Source organism: Serratia sp. szju, assembly GCF_044594185.1.
Taxonomy (GTDB): Bacteria; Pseudomonadota; Gammaproteobacteria; order Enterobacterales; family Enterobacteriaceae; genus Serratia; species Serratia bockelmannii.
In genome coordinates, this window is sequence record NZ_CP172576.1 from 4,463,702 (window position 1) to 4,488,479 (window position 24,778).

Here is a 24,778-nt window from a genome sequence, read left to right on the forward strand (position 1 = left end):
TTGAAGGCTAGAAGTTGTGCATGTAACACTTCGCCTCGGGGTGAGGATCTTTCGAGTGTCTGCGCAGGCAACGCTGCTTTTTCTCCTGCTGTTCCAGGTTCCGCTGCTGCCGCTCGGCGGCCTCTGCTGCCTCGCGCTGCTGTTCCCGTGCAATCGCCTGCTCGTTGACCAGCGTCAGGTTATCGACATTCCACACCTTGTGACGCAATGCATCACGCTTTTTCTGGTATTCCTCGGTGATCTTACTGTCCTTCGGCGCCGCCGCATGGTATTCCAGATCCACCCGCGCCTGCGCGAAGCTGGCGCAACACAAGGCCACGCCAGTCAACACTATCATTTTCATCGATAAACTCCTGACAAGTCCCTGTTCTCATCTTTAGCAATTCAGCGGCCGACCATTCAGCCAGGCCCGGCAATATGCGCCGACAAACGGCCGATGCGGCCCCATCAGGGACGTCCGGCGCAGACGCAGCGACAGGCAGCGAACAATATCGGCTCCCTGTTCGCAGGCCGATCGGGCGCTCTGGTGCCCCTGCGCAGAACGTCTCGCCGTTTTCTGTGTTTGCAACCACATTTCCAACGCTTCCCGCTCCGCACGCAGCCGCGCCAGCTGCATGCGCTCCGCCTGAATCTGTTCAACCAACCAAATATGCTGCAACAAGCCATCCAGCCGCGCCGAGCATCCCGCCGCAGAGGGACTTTCCGTCGAGGCGCCGGGCGAGGAATGGCGATCGATGAACGCCTGACTGCAAAATGAGGCCAGCAGCGCCAGCGCCGCAGCGATTAACGAGGGTATTTTCAATACACAAGCTCCATGAATAAGCCGACTGGGGCGCGCCACGAAAAATGACGCAGAGAACCGTTCAACAGCCATTGGGTGAAGACATATGAGGCTCTGCGGGATCGGGCGCATGTTGCCCTCCCGTCGCCGGCGTTTTCGCGTTTTCGGCATCGCATTCCGCCAGACGCGCCAAGGTTTCAGCCTCGTTCTCCGTGGGTGGTATCGGCACCGCCATCTCTTGTCGCAGGCCATGCGCCAGCTCTTTCAATTTCTTCTGAAACAGCACGGGAGAAACTCCCTCGCATTGCCGATCGTAACGGGCCGCATTTGCTTGCAGACTCAACAACGACATTATCAACATGGCGACAATACGCTTTGCCATTGAAAACTCCTGTAATGATGTCTAGGTATGTCGATATAAATTCAACAAGCAGAGATTCATCGTTTAAAGATAAATAACGCATCGGAAAAACAGAGTAGCGAATTAATAATAAACCGCTCCATAATATCTCTGAGATAACGTCTGGCGCCACGCCGAATAAAGAGTGGCGATTAGCGCCCCCCTATTTTCGACCAGTCCAGCGTACCGCCGATACCGACCCGGCCTTCATTCAGCACGGAAGCGGCGGATTCGCCGGCGATAATACGCTGTTTTTGTTCTCGCGTTGCGGGCTGCGGTGCTCCCCAATTCCCCCGATGAGTGGAGGAGGATGAGGATGAAACAGTGGGGTAAATGGCACTGCATCCGTTTAATACCAGACACAATGCCAGAAGATAATTACGCCATGTCATACTATTCCCCTTAAAATAACGCCATTGGTAGTGACGGTAAATGAAAAATGAGTTTATTTAGTTTAATAACGTTCGCCGCATGCCATCGCCAGCGACAAAAAGAATACGCAAGTGTTAATCACCCGTTATTTTAATTAACCTGAATAAAACAAATATCGCTCAATAAGATAACGCTAATCGCAGAAATGGGCCAGCAGGTTCAGCGCACTTCCGAGTGCGCTGGGATCTTACTCTTCGCCGTCCGGCTGCCAGGCCAACAGATCGCCAGGCTGGCAGTCGAGAATGCGGCAGATCTTGTCCAGCGTTTCCAGCCTGACTCCCTTGACCTTGCCGTTTTTCAACAGAGACAGGTTTTGCTCGGTGATCCCCACCTGCTCCGCCAGCTCCTTTGAACGCATCTTCCTTTTGGCCAACATGACATCAAGACTTACGATTATTGCCACTCTATTCTCACACGAAAGAAAGCTGTTCTTCATTCAGCCGCAACGCTTCCAGAAATACCCGGCTAAATACCAGGATTGCGCAGCCTACGATCAGCGAGCGCACCGACTCGCTATTGACGCCATAATAAAGGATAAACAGCATTTTTTCATCGGCGGTCAATACCATCACCTGCAACAGACCAGCTAACGACGGGAACAACACATCGACGATCAGCAAGATGCCGATGATCTGCAACAGCACCATATTGTTGCGATGCCACACGTTGCCGCGGAAAAATTGATAAAACAGCCCAGCGCCGCACAGCAGCGCGCTGTAATAGGGCAAATAACCGAGCATGTCGATAACCAGCGTGGCGAACAGCGCCCAGCGTTGCTGCGGGATCGCGTAGGCAAGCAGCTCCGGGTAATATTCCCGGTAAGAGGCGACGATATCGCGATAGGCTACGCCCTGCAGCCAATCCCGCACAATGATGAACATCTCAACGCCGGTGCTGACGATCAGCATCGCCATAATGAGCAAACACAGACAACGCACGTACAGCGGCAGATGGATCCTTGGCGCAGCGCCCATAATTTTCTATCCCTTAATCAACAGCAATAAATTATCGTAAAACGATAATTTATTGCTGTCAATGATCAAGTGGACTGATGAGTCAGGCGGTGGACGCCAATGCGCGGGCAATAAAAAAGGCCGGGCTAACCCGACCTTGTTTGACTGCTCGACGCGCTTAGACCAGTTCGATCACGTCGAAGTTGGCTTCGCCGCTCAGATCGGCATCGTAATCAACGCCCTGCAGACCGAAGCCGAACAGGCGCAGGAATTCCGCCTTGTAGCCCTGGTAATCGGTCAGTTCGTTGATGTTATTGTCGTTCAGCTGCTGCCAGATTTCACGGCAGGTTTCCTGCACGGCATCGCGCAGTTCCCAGTCATCCAGGCGCAGACGGTGTTTCTCGTCGGTGTCCGGCGCCGCACCGCTGTACAGCTTGGTCGCGAACAGACGCTGGATCTGCTCGATGCAGCCTTCGTGAATGCCCTGCTCCTTCATGATTTTGAACACGATGGAGATATACAGCGGCATCACCGGAATGGCGGAGGAGGCCTGAGTTACCACCGACTTGAGCACCGCAACGTAAGCCGCGCCGCCTTTGGCCTGCAGCTTCTGGTTGATGGCCTGCGCCGCGCGATCCAGATCTTCTTTCGCCTTGCCCAGCGTACCGTGCCAGTAGATTGGCCAGGTCAGATCGGTACCAATGTAGGAGTAAGCGACAGACTGCGCGTTATCCGCCAGCACGCCCGCTTCGTCCAGCGCGTCCATCCACAGCTGCCAGTCCTGGCCGCCCATCACCTTCACGGTGTCGGCGATTTCTTGCTCGTTGGCCGGCTCGACCACGGCTTCAACCAGCACGTCTTTGTTGGTGTCCAGCGCAACGGATTTGTACGGCTCGCCGATCGGCTTCAGTGCGGAACGCACCACTTCGCCGGTTTCCGGCATTTTACGCACCGGCGAAGCCAGCGAGTAAACCACCAGGTCAACCTGACCCAGGTCTTTTTTGATCAGATCGATCACGGTTTGACGGCACTCGTTGGAGAATGCGTCGCCGTTGATGCTTTTCGCGTACAGGCCTTCTTCTTTAGCTGCCTTGTCGAAACCGGCGGAGTTGTACCAACCGGCGGAACCGGTTTTGCCTTCGCTGCCAGGCTTCTCGAAAAATACGCCGATGGTGGCCGCACCGCTGCCGAAAGCGGCATTGATGCGCGAGGCCAGACCGTAACCGGTGGATGCACCAATGACCAGCACCTTTTTAGGCCCGTTTTTCAGTTCGCCACGCGACTTAACGTAGGCGATTTGCTCACGGACGTTGGCTTCACAGCCTGCCGGGTGAGCGGTGGTGCAGATAAAACCACGAATTTTAGGTTTGATAATCATAGTAATTTTTTCTTGGTAGCTAAAAACCGAAGGACAATATACCTGATTTTCTCGATATACTTAAGAAAGTGCGAAAACAAGCGCAGTGAACAGACCAGTCGGGGCCGCCCCCTGCGCCAGTGAAGGAGCCGTACCGGGTGAATGCCATTCCCAAAATACATGCCGATGAGGCCGAAATCTCTCTCCCCCATGTCCGAGCTATGCTCGCCGAACAGTTCCCGGCCTGGGCGGCGTTACCCATCGAACTCGTCACCACCGGCGGTACCGACAACGTGATGCTGCGGCTCGGCGACGCGCTGTTCATTCGCCTGCCGCGTACCGCCTCGGCGGCCGAAGCGCTGGCGCGCGAGAACCGCTACCCCGCGTTGCTGGCCCCTCATCTGCCGGCACCGATTTCAGCGCCGTTAGCCCAGGGCAAGCCGGATGACGCCTATCCTTTCGCCTGGAGCATCGGCCGTTGGATCAGCGGTCGCACGCCCGCCTGCGGCGAATGCAGCCCGGCGCTGGCGACGCAGTTGGGCGAATTCGTACGCACGCTCCATACCATCCCGACCGCAGACTATGAGATCACCGCCTATCGCGGCGGCCCGATCAGCGCCAGAGATGCCCTCACGCGCGAGTCTATCGCCCAGTGCGCCCCTCACCTCGATGCCGCCGTCCTGCTGCGGACGTGGGACAATGTGAGCCAGGTGCGTGAAAACACCGCCGGCGCATGCTGGCTACATACGGACATTCAACCCGGCAATTTGCTGGTCGACAACGGTGAACTGGCGGCGGTGATCGACTGGGGCGGCATCGCCATCGGCGATCCGGCGGTCGATCTGATCGTCGCCTGGAACCTGATGGGGCCGGAAGCCCGCGAACATTTCCGCCGAGCGGTGAAGGTGGACGATGAGACCTGGCGTCGCGGTCGCGCCTGGGCGCTGTCGATTGGCGTTATCGCTTACGCCTACTATGTCGATAAGGAACCTTTGCTGACGCGCACGTCACGCTACCAGCTGAAGCAGGTCGCGGCGGAGATGGGATTGACGCTATAAAACAGCAGACCGGACGCACTTCGCCCGGTCTGCAATCATTACGCCTTGTTCTTTTCCAACTGCTCAATCAGCGTATAACGCAGCGACGAGGCATCGGCCGGCACGTTCTCCACCGGGGTAACAAGCACTTTCAGCCGATACTGATAACCCGGTTCGAAGGTGAAACCCTCGATGCCGGTATAGAACAACTCCCACGGCTGCTGCGCGGAGCGACGCACCTGCATGCACTTCATCGGGCCGACGCCCACGCAGTCCACCAGCGCGCTGTTCACCAGCAACACTTCCGTTTGGCCGCCTTTCTCATTTGCGGGCTGATTCATCGAGGTTCCCTCCTGGCTGCAGCCGGCCAATGCGGCCAACGCAACAAATAACAACGCTTTGATTTTCAATGTACTGCACCAATAGTCATGTAGGTCAGACGATCCTAACAAATTGACTGGATGAATTGAACCTTGCTCCGTATCACAGAGGCGACATTATTCGCTCGCGCTTATTCTCCAAACTCATGCGTTACAGGACAGAGGTCATGACGGTACGCTGTCGTTTTTATCATCGGTATCAATGAGAAAACCGGCATCACGAATCGCCGCCCTCACCTGCCTGGCGTCCATCACCGCCGTTTTCACATAGCCAAAGAATGCCACCCGCGCGCCGGGCAAACGGACTGGCGTCGCCAGTTGGGCACTGAGTTCGCGATTGCGCTGCGCCATCTGCTCGGCACGCGCCTGCCAAAATGCAGCCGGTTCGGAGGGAGTTTCAGTGGCGGTTTCGAACCGAGACGCCAATTCGCTTAGCGCCTCCCACTCCGCCAACAGGGCGGCAACCACTTCAGGATTAGCCACCTGCCCCCAGTCAGAGGGTAAAATCCCCTCACGCCACGCCTCAAGGTAGCCGGGCAACGCCCTCTTCAACCGACTCAGCCGATCGTTCAACGCAGGTTTCATTTTACAACGCCTAATGTCTTGATATTCCACATAATGTCACTCTCGCTTAACCGGTGATGGGAGCAATGACCGAAGCTTATCAGCGCCATAGATGACATAATGACTTTTAGTGCGGCTAAATTAGCGATATGTGCGGGTGGGGATGGAGATCGGGTTGGTGGCTGTGATTCGAAAGAGGAGCGGGGATTGTTGCTGGCGTCTTAGGTGAAATTTACTTATAAATCAATCACACAAAAAAAGACCGAATACGATTCCTATATTCGGTCTAGGGAAATGGCTCTTGGGAGAGAGCCGTGCGCTAAAAGTTGGCATTTAATGCAGGGCTTGTTCAGCCGTGCACTTTAAGAGTAGCCTACCGCGCCAGTTTTGCCAGCCGCCCGGCGGCCGCGTGATAGTTTCGTGACGAAATAACTATGCGGCAAATGCGCATCAATCCGCGCACGTTGGGCAAGGCGTTGGCAAACAAGCGGTTAGTCAGCGCACAGCTTCTCGGCGCGTTCAATGAACGGCGCCAGGCTCATTTTTTTCCCTGGTTCGGCAGGGTCGTCCAGCAGGAGCACCTCCAGCGGCTGCGCACGCTGATGGCCCTTCTTCACCTGCTGCTCCGCTGCATCGTTGAGCGGGTATTGCATCAAGGTGCTGTTGTTGAGCACGAACAGCGCGCCGCCGCTGCGGCACTGCAGCGTCACCTCTTCCTTGGTGAACGCCCACTGTTTGCCGTACTCCAGTTTAGTGATGTTCACCAGTTTGTCTGCCGCCAGCGCGCCGGTCGTGGTTGCCAGCAGCGTAATGCCGAGTAATACCGATTTCATGTGTTGGCCTTAAGGTTGCTATTCGCGTCGATTTTCCCGCAGCTTGCCGGCCTGCGGCAAGCTGAAATGTCATACCGGCGCATAGGTTGCAAATAAACTGACCAGCAGCAGCACCGCCATCCCCAGCCCGACTTCGAGCCAGCAGGCCAGCACCACGCCGCGCTGCGCCAGCGCCGGCACGCGGCTCATTGCCGGCACGATAGCGTAGCGATTGGCCAGCGCCACCATCACCATCAGCGCCACCAGCGCGGTTTTAATCAGCAGCAGGCGCTGATAAGGCGAGCTGAGGTTAAGCGGCCAACCACCGAGAATGATCAGGCTGTTGACGATGCCGGTGACGATCACCGCCGCCACCGCCAGGTGCCCCCAGCGCGAGAAACGGATCAGCGTGGTGATGGCGTCGCTGCGCCATTGCGGCGGCTGCAGGTAGCGCAGGCAAACCAGCAGCGGCACCAGGCTGCCGAACCAGTAACCGGCGGCCAGCAGGTGTATCGCATGGTTGGCGCGGTGCAGCGCGCCCAACGTGCCTTCGTGCATCGCCGCGTGGCCGATAAACGCCAAGCTCACCAGCAGCAGCGCCGAACACAGCGCCAACGCCTGCGCGCGCGGCCGTTCCGGCAGCAGCAGGCTCAGGATCGCCAGCAGCGACAGGCCCAGATGCCAGCGCCACACTTCGCCGAAGGTGGTGCCGAGCACCGCCCACCAAACCTCCAGCCGCCAGGCGTCGTGCCAACCGTCGCCCATCTGCCCGGCCTGAATAGCCAGCAGCGCCACGGCGGAAAGCCCGGCAGCCCAGGTGCCGGCAAGCAGCAGCGGGCGCACATCGCGGGAGAGGATCGGGGAGAGGCGCTGCGGTGACAATAAGGCGGTGAACAGACTGATGCCGAACATCAGCATCACCGCCGCAAAGTGCACCAAGCGACACAGAACGAACAGGGTCGCCAGAGTCACGATCAGTTTACGGTGAAGCTGTACTGGCCTTTGGTTTTATGCCCGTCGACCGACACCACATGCCAGCTGACGTTGTATTTGCCCGCGCTCAGCTCGCCGTCGATCGGCACGTTGACCTGGGTGTTATTGTTCGGATCGAGCTGCAGCTTGCCGGTTTTCACCACGGTGTTGTCCGGGCCGGTGATTTTCACGCCGCTGAAGTTCGGCTCGATGCCTTCGGAGAAGCTGAGAGTCAGCGCCTTCGGCGCCGGGCTGACGCTGGCGTCGGCCTTCGGCGTTTCCACTTTCAGGTGAGCGTGCGCCAAGGCTTGCTGTGAAGAAAGGCCAACGAACAGGACGAAAACGGTGGAAAGCAGGCGACAGGAGGAACGAATTTTACCGATCACAGTGGTATCCCTTAACAGTAAAAGAGGGTCATAAGGGTTAAGGCCACAGCCAAGGCGATGTATCAGCGGCCCCAACCCACCGCAAGTGATTGCGCCACGGGTAAACAGAAAAACGGGTTATATCGGCTAACCCGCTGTTTTGACTCTACCATCCCTGTAGCGTATCGCGGTAAATCATAACGACCACGCCTCAGCAAGTCGAGCGCATCACTGGCATTTTGCGATCCGGCAGCACGTATCGCCGCATAACCGCGATAAACGCAGGGTAAAAAAAACCGCGCGTCAGGCTCGCCCGCGCGCGGTTTTTCGATGTTCTGGTGCAGATTAAGCCTGGCCGTTGCCGCCCTGGCCCATCGCGCCCATTTTCTTCAGATCTTTGTCGATGAAGAACAAGCCTTTGCCGCTGGTGCCCACCAGCGCCAGCTTATCCAGCACGGATTTGAACAGTTTCTCTTCTTCATGCTGCTCCGCCACGTACCACTGCAGGAAGTTGAAGGTGGAGTAATCGTGCGCGGTCATGGCGGCGTGCGCCAGTTCGTTGATCTGACGGGTGATCAGCTGTTCGTGTTCGTAGGTCTGCTGGAACACGTCCGCCAGCGATTCGAACGCCACCGGCGGCGCGGCGATGCTGCCCAGCAGCGGTAGAGAACCGGTGTCGCTCAGGTAGTCGAACAGGCGTTGCATATGCTGCATCTCTTCCTGAGAGTGCTCTTTAAGAAATGCGGCGGCGCCTTCAAAGCCTTTATCGCTGCACCATGCGCTCATCTGCAGGTACAGGTTGGCGGAGTAGAACTCCAGATTCAGTTGCTCATTCAGCTTTTGAGTCATTTCTTGCGTCAGCATAATGATTCCTTTTATTTTGCAGGTCATGAATTTAATTTCCGCGCATTATGCCCTGCTGCCGTAAAAATAAAAACACCTTATTTACACTCAAATCACATTAATTATAAAAACCATAAATATCAATAAATTAAAATATCACCAATACATTGAGAATTAACATGATAATTATTTTCATCTTTTATTTTAATCATAAAGCGAATCATTCTTATTTAAAAGAATAAATAGATTGCATTACTGCTGGATAAATATCGCCCGCGACGGCGGCGCAACGGGCTTGCCAAGCGCCGCCGGGTGGATTACCTTCTGCGCAGATTCAATGCGGCAAAGTAAGTAAGGAGCATAGCGTGGGTTACAATCTGGCCGAGTTGTCCAAAGAAGAGATGGACAGGGTGAACGTGGATCTCGCCGCCTCAGGCGTGGCGTACAAAGAGCGCTACAACATGCCGGTGATCCCGGAAGTGGTAGAGCGCGAGCAGCCGGAGCCGCTGCGCGACTATTTTCGCGAGCGCGTGGCGCACTACCGCGCGGAATCCCACCGATTTTCGCGCCTGCCGTACGAGCCGAAGGTCAAATAACAAAACCCGCCATTACGGCGGGTTTTTGCGTCACTTGCCGGCGAACCGGTCGGTGGCGATCATCAGCTGGTGCAAAATACCCGGCTCATCATACGAATGCCCCGCCCCTTCCACGATATGCAGCTCCGCCTCCGGCCAGGCCTTGGCCAGATCCCAGGCGTTCTGCACCTGGCAGGCCATGTCATAGCGGCCGTGGACAATCACCGCCGGAATATGGCGGATCAGCGGCACGTTACGCAGCAGCTGGTCGTCGCTCTCCAGGAAGCCCAGATGCGTGAAGTAGTGGTTTTCAATACGGGCGAACGCCAGCGCGAAATCATCCTCGCCAAACGAAGCAGATTCACGGCTCGGCAACAGCGTGACCGTCTCCCCTTCCCACACGCTCCACAGCTTGGCCGCTTCAAGCTGCACCTGCGGATCGGCCGAGGTCAGCCGCTGCCGGTAGGCGGCGATCACGTCTTGACGCTCGTCATCCGATAGGATGGACAGCACGCGCTCCCATTTGTCCGGGAAGAAGCGCGAAGCGCCGTCCTGGTAATACCAATGCAGCTCCTGCTTGCGCAGGGTGAAGATGCCGCGCAGCACCATTTCACTGACGTGCTCCGGGTGGGTCTGCGCATAGGCGAGCGCCAGCGTAGACCCCCAGGAGCCGCCGAACACCAGCCACTGCTCGACGCCGGCCATTTCGCGCAACCGCTCGATATCGGCCACCAAGTGCCAGGTGGTATTGTTGTCCAGGCTGGCGTGCGGGCGGGAACGGCCGCAACCGCGCTGATCGAACAGCAGCACCTTGTAGCGTTCGGGATCGAACAGTTGACGATGATGCGGGGAGATACCGCCACCCGGTCCACCGTGAATGAAGACCGCCGGTTTACCGTTCGGGTTACCGCTCAGCTCCCAGTAGATCCGGTGGCCATCCCCAGTGTCCAGCCAACCGCTGTCGTATGCCGCTAACGGCGGGTACAAACCTCGTAATTGTTCCATGGCGCTTTCCGTCTCTCTGTGAGTCATGCTTTCATCAAAGCGGAAGCCGCCCGGCAGGTCAACGGTAAAACCCGAAAACTCGAACGCGCGCCGAGAACTCGGCGCGCGTTTGCTCAAAATCACATCGACCTGCCTGCAAAACGCCCACAGGCCCGATCAGTTAAGGTGCGCGATCGCACTGATCTCCACCAATTGCTCAGGCGAAGCCAACCCGGTGACGCCGATCAGCGAACCGGCGGGCCGGTGATCGCCGACATAGCGCTTGAACAACGCAACGCACGGTTCAAAGTGCGCCAGTACATCGGTCAGGTAGATCTCCACATACGCCAGGTTCGAACGTTCGGCACCGAATCCCGCCAATACCCGATCCAGATTGTCCAACGTCTGTTGGGTTTGCCGTTCGATATCGCCCGCGCCGATAAACTCCCCCTGCATATCATGGGAAAACTGCCCCGAGATGTAGAGGGTGTCCTTGACGCGATAGCCTTGGGACACGCCATTCTCCTCTTCCCAAATGACCCCGTGGTGATAGTGCGTGATGCCATTTTTCATGCTGATTCTCCAACCGTTTATCGTTTCCATGATGACTATAATCGTTTGATTGGCGAATGGATGTCGTCACTGAAACGACGTTGAAGATGCAGTTAATGCATTGAATATGTTAAATTAATTATCTTATCACCGGTTCTCGGAGGGCAGCATGCTACGGGCGAATCTCAATGACATTCAGGTTTTCATGGCCGTCGTCGATACCGGCAGTTTTGTCGCCGGCGGACAGACGATGGGGCTGTCGCGTTCGGCGGCGGGCAAGGCCATCGCGCGTCTGGAGCAGCGGCTGAGCGTGCGGCTGTTGCATCGCACCACGCGTTCGCTTGGCCTGACCGACGAGGGACGAGAGTTTTATCGACGTGGCCTGCAGATCCTCACTTCGGTCGACGACGCCGAGGCCAGCGTCGCCGGCGACAAGGGCACCGCACGCGGAGTGCTGCGGTTGACCGCCCCTTCCGCCTTCGGCAGACGGATCCTGTTGCCGCTGGTGCCGAAATTTCTCGTCGCCTGGCCTGAGGTGCAGGTGGAGATCAGTTTTTCCGATCGTCTGGCAGATGTCGTGGAAGAAGGATTTGATTTGGCGGTGCGGATCGGCGTCACGGCGCCGGATACCCGGCTGGTGTCCAGAACCCTCGCCAGGTATCGCGCCCTGCTGTGCGCCTCCCCCGCCTACCTCGCCGCCCGTGGCGAACCGCATACCGTCGAGTCGCTCGCCGGGCACGAGGCTCTGCTGTTCAGCAGCCGCAGCCAAAAACAGCCCTGGCGGCTGCGTGACGAGCGCGGCGAATGGGTCAAGGCCCCAGTTCGCGGCCGCCTGCGGCTGGACAGCGGAGAAGCGCTGCACGATGCCGCCTTGGCCGGGTTGGGCATCGCGTATCTGCCGGAGTTTATGATTGCGGAGGATTTGGCCGCCGGTCGTCTGCAGCAGGTGCTGCGCGCCGTGGAGGGTGAAGAAGTCAGGATTGTGGCGCTCTATCCGAATAAGCGCCTGCTGGAACCCCGCGTCAGGCGCTTTCTCGATCTCTTGGTGGATACGCTCGGCGGCTGAAACCTTACCCGCCTTTGCGCATATGCGGCTCGCGCATCTCCTGCGCGGTTTTCGCCTCGATGCTCAGCTCCGCCGTCGGGCGCAGCAACAGACGCGCCAAGCCGATGGGTTCGCCGGTTTCCCGGCAGTAGCCGTACTCGCCGTTCTGCAACCGCGCCAGCGCCGCATCGATTTTCGGCAGCAGGCGGCTTTCGCGATCCAACTGGCGGAACAACAGGCGCAGCTCTTCTTCGCGCGCCGCCTTGTCGGCTTCATCGCCCGTCGCTTCGCCGCTGTCGATCGCCTTCTTCAGCTCATCGATGTGCAGCAGCAGTTTTTGCCGCTCATCCTGCAGCAGCTGGCGGAAAAAAGCCCGTTGAACCGAGTTCATGTAATCAGAATCCGGCATGGCCAGCAGTTGCTGCGCATCCGGTAATGTCATCACTGTCATTGCGTTCTCCGAACCCTAAAAGTGTAATATTATAACATAATAATTATTTTAAGCACCCGGTCATCCAAAAACAAAATTTCACGTGCAAACAGCCAGTTACACACTACTGGCACTTTGTCGCTTGCATCCTGTCGGCTTTAGGCGGTTAATGGCTGAGCAAGCCACCCAATCATAGGTAACGAGAGGCCATCATGAGTAAGGGAATGGATAGCAAAAAAAATGCGAAGAAGAAGCCGTTGAAAACCCCAGCCGAGAAACGTGCGGAGAAACGCGCCAAAAAAGCGCATCCGTCTGGTGAGTAAGCGTCCTTCCATCCGTCATTAAACCCGCCAAGGCGGGTTTTTTATTGCCTCACTGGAGAGATGGCCAATGCCCTGCTTTACCCTCGCCGCAGCCCAATACCCCGCCGCTGCGGCCAATATCGCCTGCAACCTTGAACGTCACCTTGAATTTGTCGCGCAGGCAGCCGAACAGCAGGTGCAACTGCTGGTTTTTCCCGAACTGTCGCTAAGCGGCTATGAGCTGGCCGATGCTGCCGAACTGGCGCTGACGCTGGGCGATCCGCGTCTGCAACCGCTCGCTGCGGCGGCGCAATCGCATCAGATGACGATCATCGTCGGCGCGCCCTTGCGCAGCGGCCAGGCGCTGCATATCGCCGCCTTGATCTTTCACCCCAAAGGCGCGGTGGCCGCCTATACCAAGCAACATCTGCACGGCGCGGAACAACAACGGTTCTTGCCCGGTAATGGCGGCACGCTGCTGGAAATACATCGGCAACGCATCGCACTGGCTATCTGCGCCGACACCTCGCAACCCGGCCACGCAAGTGCCGCCGCGCTGGCGGGTGCGCAGATTTATGCCGCCGGCGTGCTGGTATCTGAAGCCGGTTACGCGAAAGACAGCGCCACGCTGGCAGGCTATGCCCGGCGTTATGGCATGGTCACGCTGATGGCCAACCATGCAGCGCCAACCGGTGGCTGGATCCCGGCAGGCCGCAGCGCCATCTGGGATGAAACGGGAGCGCTTTTGGTTGCCGCACCGGATGACGCCCCTGGTCTTGTCATCGCCGACAAGACCCGCGACGGTTGGCACGGCCGCCTGTGCCGGTTAAGCTGAAGCCTGACGGCAACGCGGAGGAAAGCATGACGTTACGCGTAATAGATACCGAGACCTGCGGGCTGGACGGCGGCGTGGTGGAAGTGGCCTCCCTCGATCTGCTCGACGGCCAATTGACCAACCCGATGAGCGATCTGGTCAGCCCGGACCGCCCCATCAGCCTCGACGCGATGGCGATTCATCACATCACCGAACAGATGGTGGAAGACAAACCGCGCATTGCGGTGGCGATCGGCCGCTATCAGGGCAGCCCCTACTATGTGGCGCACAACGCCGCCTTTGATCGCGGGGTGTTGCCGGAGATGAACGGCGCCTGGATCTGCACCCTCAAGCTGGCGCGCACGTTGTATCCGGACATCAAGTACGGCAACCAGTATCTGCGCTACGCGCTGAATCTGGACGTGCAGCTGCCGGCAGACGCCACGCTGTACCCGCACCGCGCGCTGTATGACTGCTACGTCACCGCCGCGCTGCTGCAACGCATCATCAAGGATTCGGGCTGGACGCCGGAGCAAATGGTGCAGATCACCGAACAGCCGGTGCTGCTGAAGAAGTTCAAGTTCGGCAAGTATCGCGGGCAGGAGATTGATCGCATCGCCCAGGAAGATCCTGGCTATCTGCGCTGGATGCTGAAATCCATCGACGATCTGAGCCCGGACATGAAGCACACTCTGAAATACTATCTGATCGGCTAACACGGCGGGCGGCGCAGGCCGCCCGCCGAATGCCGTTACTCCGCCAGCGCCAGAATGAAGGCGTACTCCAACGCAATATCCTCATAGGCCTTGAAACGGCCGGATTTGCCGCCGTGGCCGGCATCCATGTCGGTATACAGCAGCAGCTGCCGATCGTCGGTTTTCAGCTCGCGCAGCTTGGCCACCCACTTGGCCGGCTCCCAATACTGCACCTGCGAATCGTGCAGGCCGGTGGTCACCAGCAGATGCGGGTACTCCTGCGCTTTCACCTGATCGTACGGGCTGTACTGCTTGATGTAGTCGTAATAGGCCTGCTCGTTCGGGTTGCCCCACTCGTCGTATTCGCCGGTGGTCAGCGGAATGGACTCATCCAGCATGGTGGTCACCACGTCGACGAACGGCACCTGCGCCACCACGCCGTGGAACAGCTGCGGCGCCTGGTTGATCACCGCGCCCATCAGCAGGCCGCCCGCGCTGCCGCCCATCGCGAACACCCGCTTGCCGTCGCCGTATCCTTGGGCGACCAGCGTTTCGGTCACGTCGATAAAGTCGTTGAAGGTGTTCTGCTTGTTGAACAGTTTGCCGTCTTCATACCACAGCTGCCCCAGCTCGCCGCCGCCACGAATGTGCGCCAGCGCGAACACGACACCGCGATCCAGCAGGCTCAGGCGGCTGGCGCTGAACGCCGGATCCATACTGCTGCCGTAAGATCCGTAGCCATACACCATCAGCGGGTTGGTGCCGCGCTGGAAGCTGTCCTGGCGATACACCAGCGAGACCGGCACTTCGACGCCGTCGCGCGCCTTCACCCACACCCGCTCGCTGCGGTAGTTTTCTGGCGTGAAGTTCTTCACTTCCTGCTGTTTGAGCATCGTCCGCTCGCCGCTGTCCATGTTCAGCTCGTACAGCGTGGTCGGGGTGGTCATCGACGAATAGCCGTAGCGCAGCAGCGCGGTCTCCGGATCCGGGTTATACGCCAGCCAGGTGGTGTAGGTCGGATCGTCGAAGGCGATGCGCTTCTCTTCGCCGCTTTGCCAATGGATCTGGCGCAGCAGCGTCAGGCCGGCATTACGCTCTTCCACCACCAACCAATCACGGAACAGGCTGAAGCCCTCCAGCATCACGTCGCCGCGCGGGGCGATCAGCGTCTGCCACTGCGCTTCATCCGCCTGTTCGCTTTGGTACAGGCCGAAGTTCTTGCCGTCCTTGTTGGAGCGGATATAGAAATGCTGGTGATAGTGATCGATGGCGTACTCGTGATCCTTGCGGCGCGGCACGAACAGCTGCGGCTTGGCGTCCGCGCGATCGGCATCCAGCAGCAGGATCTCCGAGGTGGTGGTGCTGCTCAGGTGGATCAGGATAAAGCGCTCGGAGGTGGTCTTCTCCAGCCCGACGTAGAAGGTATCGTCCCGCTCTTCGTAGATCAGCTCGTCCTGCTGCGGATCGCTGCCCACCACGTGGCGATAGACCTGGTACGGCAGCAGCGTCTTGGCGTGCTTGCGCACGTAGTAGACCGTCGAGGAGTCGTTGGCCCACTCGAAGCTGCCGGAGGTGTTTTCCAGCACTTCGTCCGCCCAGCTGCCGTCGGCCAGGCTCTTGAAGCGAATGTCATACTGGCGGCGCGACAGGAAATCCTCCGCCACCCCCAGCCGCTGGTTGTCGGGGCTGACGTCCAGCCCGCCCAGGGTATAAAACTCGTGATTCTCGGCGCGCTGGTTGCCGTCAATAAGCACCTCCCAGTGCTCACTCTCGGCCTGCGGCTGGCGCACGGAAATCGCGTATTCGTTGCCCGGCTCGTAGCGCGTCTGATAGCGATAGCCATGGCGCACGTAAGGCACCGAATGTTCCTGCTGCGGAATACGCGCCACCATCTCTTCGTACAGGGTTTCACGCAGCGCCTGCTGTGGCTTCAGCATCGCATCGGTATAGGCGTTCTCCGCCTGCAGGTAGTCCAGCACCTGGCGGTCTGCGCGCTCGTCGTCGCGCAGCCAGTAGTAGTCATCCACGCGCGTGTCGCCGTGGATAGTGATGGGATAAGGACGTTTTTCCGCTTTCGGTGGGGTCATCATTGCTAAATCATCCGCTTACATAGATTGCGGCAAGAGTGACACGATTCCCCCCGGCTTGCCAAGCGGCGCTACGCCAGCTCGCGCTTTTTCTCGTTGACGTCGCTCTCGATGCCCTGCTTGACGTCCGCCGGGATCTTCAGCGCCTGTGCCAACGCATCGAGATAGCCGCGCTCCATAAAATGATCGACGTCGATCACCAGACAGCTCAGGTAATAAACCTCCAGCGCCTCGTCTTCGTTTTGCACGCTGCGGGCGATCAATGCCGGGTTGAGCGGCTGATCGAGCGCTTCCTGTACCCAACCCTGCGCCTCTTCCCCCACCTGCAACTGCGCCAGGCTGTGATCGATGGCACGCTGCTCGTCGGCATCGATATGGCCGTCGCTCTTGGCGGCAAACACCAGCGCCTGCACCAGGCGTTTGGCGCGCAGATCCACCGGCGTGGTTTGCAAACCGAACTGCGGTTCGTCCTGATGGGTCTCTTTCACCCGCTGTTTGTACTTGTTCCACAGCACTGCGCCCACCGCCGCGCTGCCACCGATAATCAGCGCATTCTTGCCGAACTTGCCCACCAGCTTGCGCGAGGACTTGTTGGCCAACAGCACGCCGACCAGGCCGCCCAGCGCCGTGGGCGCCAGCAGCTTGCCGATGCCTTCCGCCCCGCCCATCGCGCCGGCCTTCTGCCCGATCAACGTTTGAATCTGTTGCATCCAGTTACTTTTCATCATCTACCCCTTGCGTGAAAAAACGCGGCGCGCAGGCGCGGCCGAACCGACGGTAAACCGCCAGATTAGGGGATCTTTTGTCAATTTACGTCTGGGGGATGCAAACCTGTGTTTAGCGGGCCGGGCGGCCCGCCTGGATGGCTGCGGCGTTACGCCTCTTCGTCGCCCGCTTCGTCGTCCTGCTCGTACTCCGCCAGCTCGTCGCGCATCGCCTGGATGGCGTCACGAGTCATCAGCGCCAGCGTGCGGTAGAAACCGGTGGTGGCGTGCGCTTCCACTTTACCGAGGAAACGGCCGCACCACGGCAACAGGAACTCGTCGAACAGCGCGATCTGCGCCTGTGCTTCATCTTCCTGCGACTGATCTTCCAGCCAGGACGCCGCCAGCAACAGCTGGCCGAAATGGTCGGCCGGTGCCTCCGCCAGCGGCATGCCGCGCTGCTGCAAGAAGGTGCGCACTTCCGCTTCGCTGGCGCCTTCGACGTAGTCGGAGCGGAACGGCGACACGCTGCACTCGCTGCCGACGAACATCGCGTTGAAGTCGGTCGCCAGTTGGTTGACATCGCAGCCCTGCTGCAGGCGCTTCAGCAGGTCATCCTGCTCCAGCGGCCAGTGCTGCTGCAGCTTGCCCTCTTTGATCAGCGCAAACAGCGGCACCAGCAGCGGATCCTGCGGCTGGCGGTAGAACAGCGTACCCAGCACGCGGCAGACAATCGAAAACTCATTCATGATAAAGCCTTATTCAATACGGAAAATTTTGCCGGGACGATGTCACAAATCGGCCAATTCCGCAATCGCCGGCTTGCCGCGCCGTTCGAGAAAATCCAGCAGCCGGCGCGGGCTGACGTTGAGAATGCGCTCCTGCGGGAAGCCCACCTCGTCGATGATGCGCTCGCAGTGCTCAAAGTTGCCCAGCGAAAAGGCAACGTGCGAATCCGAACCCAGCGCCAACCAACCGCCGGCATCGCGCACGGCGGCGGCGATTGCCCGACAGTTGGCCTCGCTGCCCTTGCGGGAGTGGGTGAACGACGAGTTATTCAGCTCCAGCGCCACCTCGTATTTGGCCGCCGCCGCCGCGACGGCGGGAATGTCGATCGGATAACGTGGGTTGCCGGGGTGGCTGATGATATGCACGTCCCCCTGCGCCATCGCGGCGATCATCGCTTCAGTATTGGACGCTTTATCCTGCGGCGCAAACACCGGCTCGTGGAAACCGGCGATGATCACGTCGGTGGCGGTCAACATCGGGCCGGTGCAGTCGATGTCGCCCTGTAGGTTTTTGATGTTGGCTTCGATACCGCGCAAGATGCCCACGCCGTTCACCCGGCGCGGCCAGACGTGCATGTTCATAAAGTGCCAGTAGTGCGGCGCATCGGCCATGTCCGGGCCGTGATCGGTGATGGCGAACAGCTTGATGCCCTTCTGCTGGGCTTCGGCGATGTAATCGTGCAGCGTGCTGTAAGCGTGGGTGCTGGCGACGGTGTGCATGTGCAAATCAACGGGGTACATTGTTTCTCCTTCCAGAGGGCCCGCCCGCAAAGGTACGGGCAGGCGCGATGACGATAACAGCTTATCAGTTACCGAACGGCGGCTGAAGGATCAGTAACCCCGCTGCCTGTCGACCACGCCGGCCGGGGTGTGCCCCGCCTCCAGCGCGCGGATGTTGGCGGCGATCTGATCCATCGCCTGCTGCGGCAACGTGATGGCAGCAATATGCGGGGTAATGGTGACACGCGGATGACGCCAGAACGGGTGATCCTGCGGCAGCGGCTCGCGGGCGAACACGTCCAGCGTGGCGGCGGCCAGCTGCCCCTGCTCGAGCGCCGCCAGCAGATCGGCCTCCACCAGGTGTGCGCCGCGCGCGATGTTGATGAGATAGGCGCCCGTGCTCAACTGCGCGAACAGCTCGCGGTTGAGGATGCCGACGGTCTCCGGCGTATTGGGCAGCAGGTTGATCAGCAGTTTGACGCCGTCGAGGAAGGCCGCGCGCTGCGCCTCCCCGGCGAAACTTTGCACGCCGTCGATCTGTTTGGCGCTGCGGCTCCAGCAGCGCACGCGAAAGCCAAACTCGGTCAGCTTGCGCGCCACGCTCTGCCCCAGCACGCCGGCGCCGAGGATGCCGATGGTGAAATCATCCAGCGAGTGAGGATCGAGCGGCTGCCATTCCTGCCGCTGCTGCAGCGCCTGATACTCGTCGAAACGGCGGAAATAGCGCAGTACATAGCTCAGCGCATATTCCTGCATCTGCTGCGCCATGCCGGTATCCTCCAGCCGCAGCAGCGGCACGCCGGCGGGCAGCGTGCCGGGGTGTTTGCGCTCCTGATCAAGAATGGCATCGACGCCGGCGCCGAGGGCGAACACCGCTTTCAGATCGCGGCGGTTGGCCAGCATTTCGTGCGGCGGGCGCCACACCAGCGCGTAATCGGCTGGCCGCTCGTCGCCGCGCTGCCACTCGCGGATCTCGGCCTGCGGTAGGCGTTGCTTGATGCCGGCCAGCCATTCCTGGGCGTTAAACAAGGGGTGGTAATAAATGATGTTCATACTGCGGGCTCCCGTTTGTTTTTATTGGTTTTCCTCCAGCCTTCCGCGATTCGCCGCCGGATGCAAGCGTTAAAGCCCAAAATAAAAACAGCCCCGACCAGTGGGGCTGTTGCGCATACTCGCCAATCAGGCGGCAGACGGGCCGTCGCGCCGGATAAGGCGCCGCAGCAGCGGAATGAGAATCAGCATCGCCACGCCGACGCCCGTCGCCCCCCAGCCCAGCGCGCTGAAGATTTCGCTGTAGCCGGGATTGGTTTGCAGCGGCGTGTTGCCGCTGTTTTCCGGCATCAGGCCGGAGACGTAGCCCGCCAACACCGAAGCGACGCCGGTCACCATCATCCAGCAGCCCATCATCACGCCCTGATAGCGCGGCGGCGCCAGCTTGCCGATCATCGCGTAACCGATCGGCGAGATCATCAATTCGCCAACGCTTTGCAGCACATAGCTGATGACGATCCATTTAAACGCCACCAGCCCGTCGCCGCCCGCCATGCTGATGCCCAGCGGCAGCACCAGCATGCCGAGCCCGATACAGAACAGCGATCCGGAGAACTGCAGCGGAATGTCGATGTTGCAACCGCGAGCGCGCAGGCGATTGAACCACCAGGCCAGCAGCGGGCCGCCCACCACGATCACCAGCGTGTTGATGTTCTGGATCCACTGCGGCGCCACCTGAATGCCGTAAACGTTCAGATTGATGTTGTGCTCGGAGAACAGCATCAGCCCCATCGGCGCCAGCTGGTACAGCGCCCAGAACACCAGCGAGCCCAGCGCCAGGATCAGATAAGCCGCCATTCTGCGGCGCTCATCGCGCGGATGGTGGCGCAGCGTCACGACGCACAGCATCAGGAAGATCAGCGCGCCGAGCACAATCACGAAATGGCCGCTGAACTCGGCGTGGGTCAGCATCACACGGATGATCGGCACCAGCGCTACCAACACCGCCAGCCCGACCAGCATGCGCCAACGGTATTGGCTGCGGCTGGCATCGTGCAGCGGCGTATTGAGATCGGCCAGAATGCGCCAACGGCAGACGGCGACGATAATCGCCGCCGCGTTGCCCAGCGTGGCAAACAGGAACAGCGCGCGGTAGTTTTCCGTCAGTTGGAAATAACCGGCGACGGTAAAGCCGACGAAGAACCCGAGGTTCATGCCGGCGTAGTTCCACAGGAAGGCCGATTCGCGCCGATCATCGTCCGGCTTGAAACGCTGAGTCAGCATCATATTAATGCAGGTCACGTTAAGGCCGCTGCCGGTCAGGAACATCGCCAGCCCCCAGTACAGCCCCCACACGCCCGCGACGGCAATCAGCGCGCAGCCGATCACCTGCAGCACCATGCCGAGCACGAACAGGTTGCGGTTGCTGAGGAAACGGCCGCCGAGATAGCCGCCGAACATGTGCAGGCCATAGTTGAAGGCGCCGAACACGCCCATCATGGCGTTGGCGCTGCTTTCGTTGAAGCCCAGCCGCTTGGTGGCGTACAGCACCAGCGTGGAATAGAGTACGGCGAAACCCAGCGTGGCGAAGATCTGGATGAAGAACAGCGCCCCCGCACCGGGGGGAATGGCATGGCGCGCTTGCGGCGCCGGCATGGCATCTGAAGGAGTCAAAACGAACCTCTACTGCATTATTATGTAATGAGTCTGTCCCTGTCTGCGATATCGCCGGCCTGTCACCCGGCAATCTGCGCGGCGTTGTGATGTTCCTTGCCAAAAACGCCGCGCCGACACAATTCCATTTAGCGACACATCTGACTAATAATCCAGTATTAATGCATATAACAGCAGACAACCTAACGTCAGTGGCGATATATTGAGCTACCTGTACAGAAAAAGGTCAAACAATCGTCTTTTATGGATTCCGACTGCGGTCTACCCTGCCCACGTGTGGCCACGAGTGGGAATATCGTTCGGTAAATCAGCAAATTGCTGCAAGTTTGGCTAAACAGTCATGAGAATGAAATAAGAGGGTTGACGCTGAGATCAGATTCTCCTACATTAGCGCCCGTCGACAGCGCAAAGCGTTATCGAAAACAAAACGGTGAGGTGTCTGAGTGGCTGAAGGAGCACGCCTGGAAAGTGTGTATACGCGAAAGTGTATCGAGGGTTCGAACCCCTCTCTCACCGCCAAATTTAAAGAGAAAGCCTGGATTCGCGTCCAGGCTTTTTTTGCATGGCTCACCGCCGAGAGGGGTGAGAAGCCTCGACAGGGTTCGACAAAACGCCCGCGTTTTGGACCGCCAACGGCGGCCCGCAGGGTGAGCGCAGCGAATCAAGCCCTCTCTCACCGCCAAATTCAAAGAGAAAGCCTGGATTCGCGTCCAGGCTTTTTTTTGCATGGTGCACTGCGCATCTCCCCAGCCTCTGCGATCATGATCCCCATTTCCGCCGGTTATCCACGAGCCCTACTTCTGATTTTCTCACCCTTTCATGACATCTGCCCTGCCGTTCGCCGCAGTTTTCAGCAAAGTGCGCACGGCTTGAGCGGACGAACAAAAACACAGAAATTATTCTTGACCGGATCGGCCCCACTCCCTATAGTAGCGCCCCGTTGCAGCGATGATTTCGCAACAAAAAAATATGGTGAGGTGTCCGAGTGGCTGAAGGAGCACGCCTGGAAAGTGTGTATACGCGAAAGTGTATCGAGGGTTCGAATCCCTCCCTCACCGCCATATTCTAACGAGAAAGCCTGAGCGAAAGTTCAGGCTTTTTTGTTTGCATAACGCACCGACCGGGAGGGTGAGAACCCTCGACAGGGTTCGACAAAACGCTTGCGTTTTGGACCGCCAACGGCGGCCCGCAGGGTGAGCGCAGCGAATCTATCCCTCCCTCACCGCCATATTCTACGAAGAAGCCTGAACTCACGTTCAGGCTTTTTTGTATGCATGGCGCACTGACCGGGAGGGTGAGAATCATCGACAGGGTTCGACAAAACGCCTGCGTTTTGGACCGCCAACGGCGGCCCGCAGGGTGAGCGCAGCGAATCAATCCCTCCCTCACCGCCATATTACGAGCGCATGTTATTAATTAACATGCGCTTTTTCTTTTGTGCATCTTTTCGGCATGCCATCCAGTATGCCATTACTGTCTGGCTTGCGAAGACATCGGACAGCTTACTCCCCTTTCATCTCGTTGCCAGTGCTCCCGGATAGTGGCGGGCGATGATGCCATTCAGTTTATCGACCAGTTCTTGCCGCTTAAAGGTGATATGAGCAATTCCCTTCTGAAAGTACTTGATTGCAAACATCTCATCCGCGTAACGGTTGCTGTGCCGATTCGCATGGATATGGTCACCCAGTCGACGGGTGACGTCGGCACGGTTGTCGGGAACAGGTTTCCCATCCAGAAGCATCAGCATGCGTTCAAGGTCCGCTAACCGGTCACGCTGCCAGCCCCAGTTCAGCCCAAATCCCCATCGGTCACATTTGACCAGCCCAGTCACAATGATTTTCGTACCAAACTTGCAGGGCGAGTTCGTCTTAAAATTCCAGCTTAACCCTTTGAACACATTTATCACACCGCGCTCAAACACCTCGCCTTTATTCAGATGTAATTGCTCGAACGTGCTCAGGATATTAGCTTCACTGACGGCAGGAATATCGTCTTTCTCCAAGCTCCTGTGCCACTCGTCACGGGACTGAGCGTCCATCAGGCTCTGCATTCCAGAGCGTTGCATCAAATCCCGCCATATCCCGCGATCGATACTGCGGGTAATGGCTGTCATCGCCTTTGTCATATCATCCGTGAGCCAGCAGTCGTAGCGATGTCCCTGGCACAATACTAAATGCCTTAATCAGATATGTTTGTAGTCCAATCTTTTTTATTTCGGCCCTAAACATTAGCATCTGAATGAATCAACAGCACTGTATATTCAAAACCCAATTGAGGCTTTTCTGATTTGAGATTGCACTGTTCCAACAAGGGGAAGATGCCATCTGGATTTCCGGTAATTCGCACTTCAAGTGGTACGATCAATTGTCCTGACCATCTCAGTCCATAGACCTGTGGGCACGCTCCATATGCCCCTATCATGATGACTCAGCCTGCAGCGACCAGAGCTTCCTTAGCTAAGCGATCGGGTGCTCAAACCGGCCTTGGTAAACCGATAGCGCATATATGAGGAAATGTCATCCTCGTGCGAGGAAACGATCAACTGGCGATTGTTGAACTCGCAGCGAAGAAGATCAGTCAAAGAGGCAATATTCACCTCATCCAGCGACTGGGATGGGTCATCGATAAGGATCAGCGATACGTGTGAGTAAACTCTATACAGCGAGAGGAAAAATCCCAGGCTGAGCGCCGATACCTGCCCATGAACGTAAGTACGATAAAAATCATGTCAGTATCAGGCCATATTAACGGCTGTTATTGATAAACATTAACTCTTAAAAAGGGTGAATGCTGAAAGGTTGCTATGGCGGCCAAAGTGATGACAAAGACGGTAAGACCGTTATCTGACAAACCTGAATGTTTCCATAGGCATAAAGACCGCTTGGAGAATAAGGCTCAGGTCAGCGAATCTCATAGTGACCCGTAGCTCTGACTGCAGTAAGTCCGAATACAAAGCTGCAACTACTCGTCGATGTCAGAACAACGGAAGCCTTGCAAACGGGGAGGCGTTCATACAGGAAACATGATTTATCCATGTATTCATTGTGTTATGGAATATTGAACAGAATGAAATAAACAAAAGACGCCCCACCGTTAAGGCTGAGCGTCCTGTTTTTTAGCTTGCCAATGTGATAATATAACATTAAAAACAAATCATTCTGGCAGAGAACCCGCCAGATTCTTTGCTGAAACGCTGCTGGTGGGTTCTTCCGTTACGTCAGGAGGTGGGTCTGTAGCCGCCACCACTACAGATGGAGCAGGACCCGGCTGAATATTCAGAAACGATGACAGGACAGTATGGTTCGCAATGTTTCCTGACTCGTATTGTCAGCCAGCAGTGCCGCAAGTACCGACGGCAACCGGCGGTCAATTTCTCCCAGCGCTATACCTGCCAGTAATGCCGTTCGTGATAGTTCACCGCGATCGCCCCGGTGATGCGCCTCAATTCGCGTATCCGCGAAGCGCTCGCTGGCATGTGTTTCAGGGCGCAGATAAATCAGTACTTTTCTTCGGTTCATTACT

27 protein-coding genes, 2 tRNA genes, 3 other RNA genes and 2 pseudogenes are annotated in these 24,778 nt (G+C 58.0%); 10 read left to right on the forward strand and 24 right to left on the reverse strand.

The window, feature by feature from the left end; genetic code table 11:
• Positions 1-7: 7 nt before the first annotated feature.
• The 7 genes from RE418_RS21070 to fabV form a co-directional block, all read right to left on the reverse strand.
• Positions 8-343: a hypothetical protein gene (locus tag RE418_RS21070; protein WP_025302462.1), complete on the reverse strand. Its 336-nt coding sequence runs from the start codon at positions 341-343 to the stop codon at positions 8-10.
• Between the two features lie 33 nt (positions 344-376).
• A complete protein-coding gene (locus RE418_RS21075) occupies positions 377-802 on the reverse strand; it encodes a hypothetical protein (protein WP_089180779.1) in 426 nt (141 codons plus the stop codon).
• 61 nt (positions 803-863) lie between these two features.
• Positions 864-1,163 carry a hypothetical protein gene (locus tag RE418_RS21080; protein WP_089180778.1) on the reverse strand — a complete coding sequence of 100 codons (300 nt, stop codon included), beginning with the start codon at positions 1,161-1,163 and terminating at the stop codon, positions 864-866.
• 170 nt (positions 1,164-1,333) lie between these two features.
• On the reverse strand, positions 1,334-1,573 hold the full coding sequence (locus tag RE418_RS21085; protein WP_072008265.1) for a hypothetical protein: 240 nt from the start codon (positions 1,571-1,573) through the stop codon (positions 1,334-1,336).
• A 227-nt stretch (positions 1,574-1,800) separates the two neighbouring features.
• Complete coding sequence (locus RE418_RS21090) at positions 1,801-2,016, reverse strand: helix-turn-helix transcriptional regulator (protein ID WP_025302459.1); 216 nt, start codon at positions 2,014-2,016, stop codon at positions 1,801-1,803.
• Between the two features lie 7 nt (positions 2,017-2,023).
• Positions 2,024-2,587, reverse strand: a complete 564-nt coding sequence (locus RE418_RS21095; RefSeq protein ID WP_033642723.1) for a DUF2975 domain-containing protein — start codon at positions 2,585-2,587, stop codon at positions 2,024-2,026.
• A 157-nt stretch (positions 2,588-2,744) separates the two neighbouring features.
• Positions 2,745-3,944, reverse strand: a complete 1,200-nt coding sequence (fabV, locus tag RE418_RS21100; protein ID WP_025302456.1) for an enoyl-ACP reductase FabV — start codon at positions 3,942-3,944, stop codon at positions 2,745-2,747.
• A gap of 200 nt (positions 3,945-4,144) precedes the next feature.
• Between fabV and RE418_RS21105 the strand changes: the two genes are divergently transcribed.
• Positions 4,145-4,981: an aminoglycoside phosphotransferase family protein gene (locus RE418_RS21105; protein ID WP_049209429.1), complete on the forward strand. Its 837-nt coding sequence runs from the start codon at positions 4,145-4,147 to the stop codon at positions 4,979-4,981.
• A 38-nt stretch (positions 4,982-5,019) separates the two neighbouring features.
• On the opposite strand, the gene RE418_RS21110 is transcribed toward RE418_RS21105, so the two are convergent.
• From RE418_RS21110 to ftnA, 6 genes are all read right to left on the reverse strand, one after another.
• Entirely contained in the window at positions 5,020-5,370 is a 351-nt protein-coding gene (locus tag RE418_RS21110; RefSeq protein WP_025302454.1) for a DUF4377 domain-containing protein, read from the reverse strand.
• Between the two features lie 135 nt (positions 5,371-5,505).
• Positions 5,506-5,925: a hypothetical protein gene (locus RE418_RS21115; protein ID WP_230201378.1), complete on the reverse strand. Its 420-nt coding sequence runs from the start codon at positions 5,923-5,925 to the stop codon at positions 5,506-5,508.
• A gap of 470 nt (positions 5,926-6,395) precedes the next feature.
• Positions 6,396-6,737: a YebY family protein gene (locus tag RE418_RS21120; protein ID WP_089180777.1), complete on the reverse strand. Its 342-nt coding sequence runs from the start codon at positions 6,735-6,737 to the stop codon at positions 6,396-6,398.
• Positions 6,738-6,806: 69 nt separating this feature from the next.
• Positions 6,807-7,688, reverse strand: coding sequence for a copper homeostasis membrane protein CopD (copD, locus tag RE418_RS21125; RefSeq protein ID WP_213928136.1), 882 nt, complete (start codon positions 7,686-7,688; stop codon positions 6,807-6,809).
• Positions 7,689-7,690: 2 nt separating this feature from the next.
• Positions 7,691-8,074, reverse strand: coding sequence for a CopC domain-containing protein YobA (gene yobA, locus RE418_RS21130; protein ID WP_043141618.1), 384 nt, complete (start codon positions 8,072-8,074; stop codon positions 7,691-7,693).
• A gap of 324 nt (positions 8,075-8,398) precedes the next feature.
• Positions 8,399-8,917, reverse strand: a complete 519-nt coding sequence (gene ftnA, locus RE418_RS21135) for a non-heme ferritin (RefSeq protein ID WP_025302449.1) — start codon at positions 8,915-8,917, stop codon at positions 8,399-8,401.
• A gap of 344 nt (positions 8,918-9,261) precedes the next feature.
• On the opposite strand from ftnA, the gene RE418_RS21140 reads away from it, so the two are divergent.
• Positions 9,262-9,492 carry a DNA polymerase III subunit theta gene (locus RE418_RS21140; RefSeq protein WP_043141621.1) on the forward strand — a complete coding sequence of 77 codons (231 nt, stop codon included), beginning with the start codon at positions 9,262-9,264 and terminating at the stop codon, positions 9,490-9,492.
• A gap of 30 nt (positions 9,493-9,522) precedes the next feature.
• Here RE418_RS21140 and pip read toward each other — a convergent pair whose 3' ends face one another.
• Entirely contained in the window at positions 9,523-10,476 is a 954-nt protein-coding gene (gene pip, locus RE418_RS21145; RefSeq protein ID WP_025302447.1) for a prolyl aminopeptidase, read from the reverse strand.
• Positions 10,477-10,632: 156 nt separating this feature from the next.
• Positions 10,633-11,028 carry a RidA family protein gene (locus RE418_RS21150; protein WP_025302446.1) on the reverse strand — a complete coding sequence of 132 codons (396 nt, stop codon included), beginning with the start codon at positions 11,026-11,028 and terminating at the stop codon, positions 10,633-10,635.
• A 148-nt stretch (positions 11,029-11,176) separates the two neighbouring features.
• Between RE418_RS21150 and RE418_RS21155 the strand changes: the two genes are divergently transcribed.
• Positions 11,177-12,073: a LysR family transcriptional regulator gene (locus tag RE418_RS21155; RefSeq protein WP_049295396.1), complete on the forward strand. Its 897-nt coding sequence runs from the start codon at positions 11,177-11,179 to the stop codon at positions 12,071-12,073.
• 4 nt (positions 12,074-12,077) lie between these two features.
• Here the strand turns inward: RE418_RS21155 and dksA are convergent, their stop codons facing one another.
• Positions 12,078-12,503 carry an RNA polymerase-binding protein DksA gene (gene dksA / locus RE418_RS21160; RefSeq protein WP_043141630.1) on the reverse strand — a complete coding sequence of 142 codons (426 nt, stop codon included), beginning with the start codon at positions 12,501-12,503 and terminating at the stop codon, positions 12,078-12,080.
• Between the two features lie 369 nt (positions 12,504-12,872).
• Here dksA and RE418_RS21165 point away from each other — a divergent pair, with 369 nt between their 5' ends.
• Together RE418_RS21165 and exoX are read left to right on the forward strand one after the other, a co-directional pair.
• Positions 12,873-13,619: a carbon-nitrogen hydrolase family protein gene (locus tag RE418_RS21165; RefSeq protein WP_399675534.1), complete on the forward strand. Its 747-nt coding sequence runs from the start codon at positions 12,873-12,875 to the stop codon at positions 13,617-13,619.
• Between the two features lie 26 nt (positions 13,620-13,645).
• Positions 13,646-14,314 (forward strand): exodeoxyribonuclease X, encoded by a 669-nt coding sequence (exoX, locus tag RE418_RS21170; protein ID WP_025302442.1) that lies wholly within the window; start codon positions 13,646-13,648, stop codon positions 14,312-14,314.
• Positions 14,315-14,349: 35 nt separating this feature from the next.
• Here exoX and RE418_RS21175 read toward each other — a convergent pair whose 3' ends face one another.
• The 6 genes from RE418_RS21175 to RE418_RS21200 form a co-directional block, all read right to left on the reverse strand.
• A complete protein-coding gene (locus RE418_RS21175; RefSeq protein WP_089180775.1) occupies positions 14,350-16,383 on the reverse strand; it encodes a S9 family peptidase in 2,034 nt (677 codons plus the stop codon).
• A 68-nt stretch (positions 16,384-16,451) separates the two neighbouring features.
• A complete protein-coding gene (locus tag RE418_RS21180) occupies positions 16,452-17,105 on the reverse strand; it encodes a tellurite resistance TerB family protein (RefSeq protein WP_033642711.1) in 654 nt (217 codons plus the stop codon).
• A 149-nt stretch (positions 17,106-17,254) separates the two neighbouring features.
• Positions 17,255-17,833: a molecular chaperone gene (locus tag RE418_RS21185; protein ID WP_019455786.1), complete on the reverse strand. Its 579-nt coding sequence runs from the start codon at positions 17,831-17,833 to the stop codon at positions 17,255-17,257.
• A gap of 42 nt (positions 17,834-17,875) precedes the next feature.
• On the reverse strand, positions 17,876-18,613 hold the full coding sequence (locus RE418_RS21190) for a phosphatase (RefSeq protein WP_025302439.1): 738 nt from the start codon (positions 18,611-18,613) through the stop codon (positions 17,876-17,878).
• A 90-nt stretch (positions 18,614-18,703) separates the two neighbouring features.
• The gene (gene ghrA / locus RE418_RS21195) at positions 18,704-19,645 is read right to left on the reverse strand and encodes a glyoxylate/hydroxypyruvate reductase GhrA (protein ID WP_049295393.1); all 942 of its coding nucleotides are present in this window, start codon (positions 19,643-19,645) and stop codon (positions 18,704-18,706) included.
• Between the two features lie 126 nt (positions 19,646-19,771).
• Complete coding sequence (locus RE418_RS21200) at positions 19,772-21,238, reverse strand: peptide MFS transporter (protein WP_049203463.1); 1,467 nt, start codon at positions 21,236-21,238, stop codon at positions 19,772-19,774.
• Positions 21,239-21,685: 447 nt separating this feature from the next.
• On the opposite strand from RE418_RS21200, the gene RE418_RS21205 reads away from it, so the two are divergent.
• The 5 genes from RE418_RS21205 to RE418_RS21225 all read left to right on the forward strand — a co-directional run bounded on the left by RE418_RS21205 (position 21,686) and on the right by RE418_RS21225 (position 22,650).
• Positions 21,686-21,775: transfer RNA gene (locus tag RE418_RS21205), tRNA-Ser, on the forward strand.
• A gap of 42 nt (positions 21,776-21,817) precedes the next feature.
• Positions 21,818-21,938, forward strand: a non-coding RNA gene (locus tag RE418_RS21210) — RtT sRNA.
• Positions 21,939-22,227: 289 nt separating this feature from the next.
• Positions 22,228-22,317 (forward strand) — tRNA-Ser (locus RE418_RS21215).
• A 47-nt stretch (positions 22,318-22,364) separates the two neighbouring features.
• A non-coding RNA gene (locus tag RE418_RS21220) (RtT sRNA) lies at positions 22,365-22,484 on the forward strand.
• A gap of 46 nt (positions 22,485-22,530) precedes the next feature.
• Positions 22,531-22,650: non-coding RNA, RtT sRNA (locus RE418_RS21225), on the forward strand.
• Between the two features lie 119 nt (positions 22,651-22,769).
• Here RE418_RS21225 and RE418_RS21230 read toward each other — a convergent pair.
• Positions 22,770-23,417: pseudogene (locus RE418_RS21230) on the reverse strand (DUF4942 domain-containing protein); the annotation flags it as partial.
• A 992-nt stretch (positions 23,418-24,409) separates the two neighbouring features.
• Positions 24,410-24,774, reverse strand: a pseudogene (locus tag RE418_RS21235) (plasmid partitioning/stability family protein).
• Between the last annotated feature and the right edge of the window lie 4 nt (positions 24,775-24,778).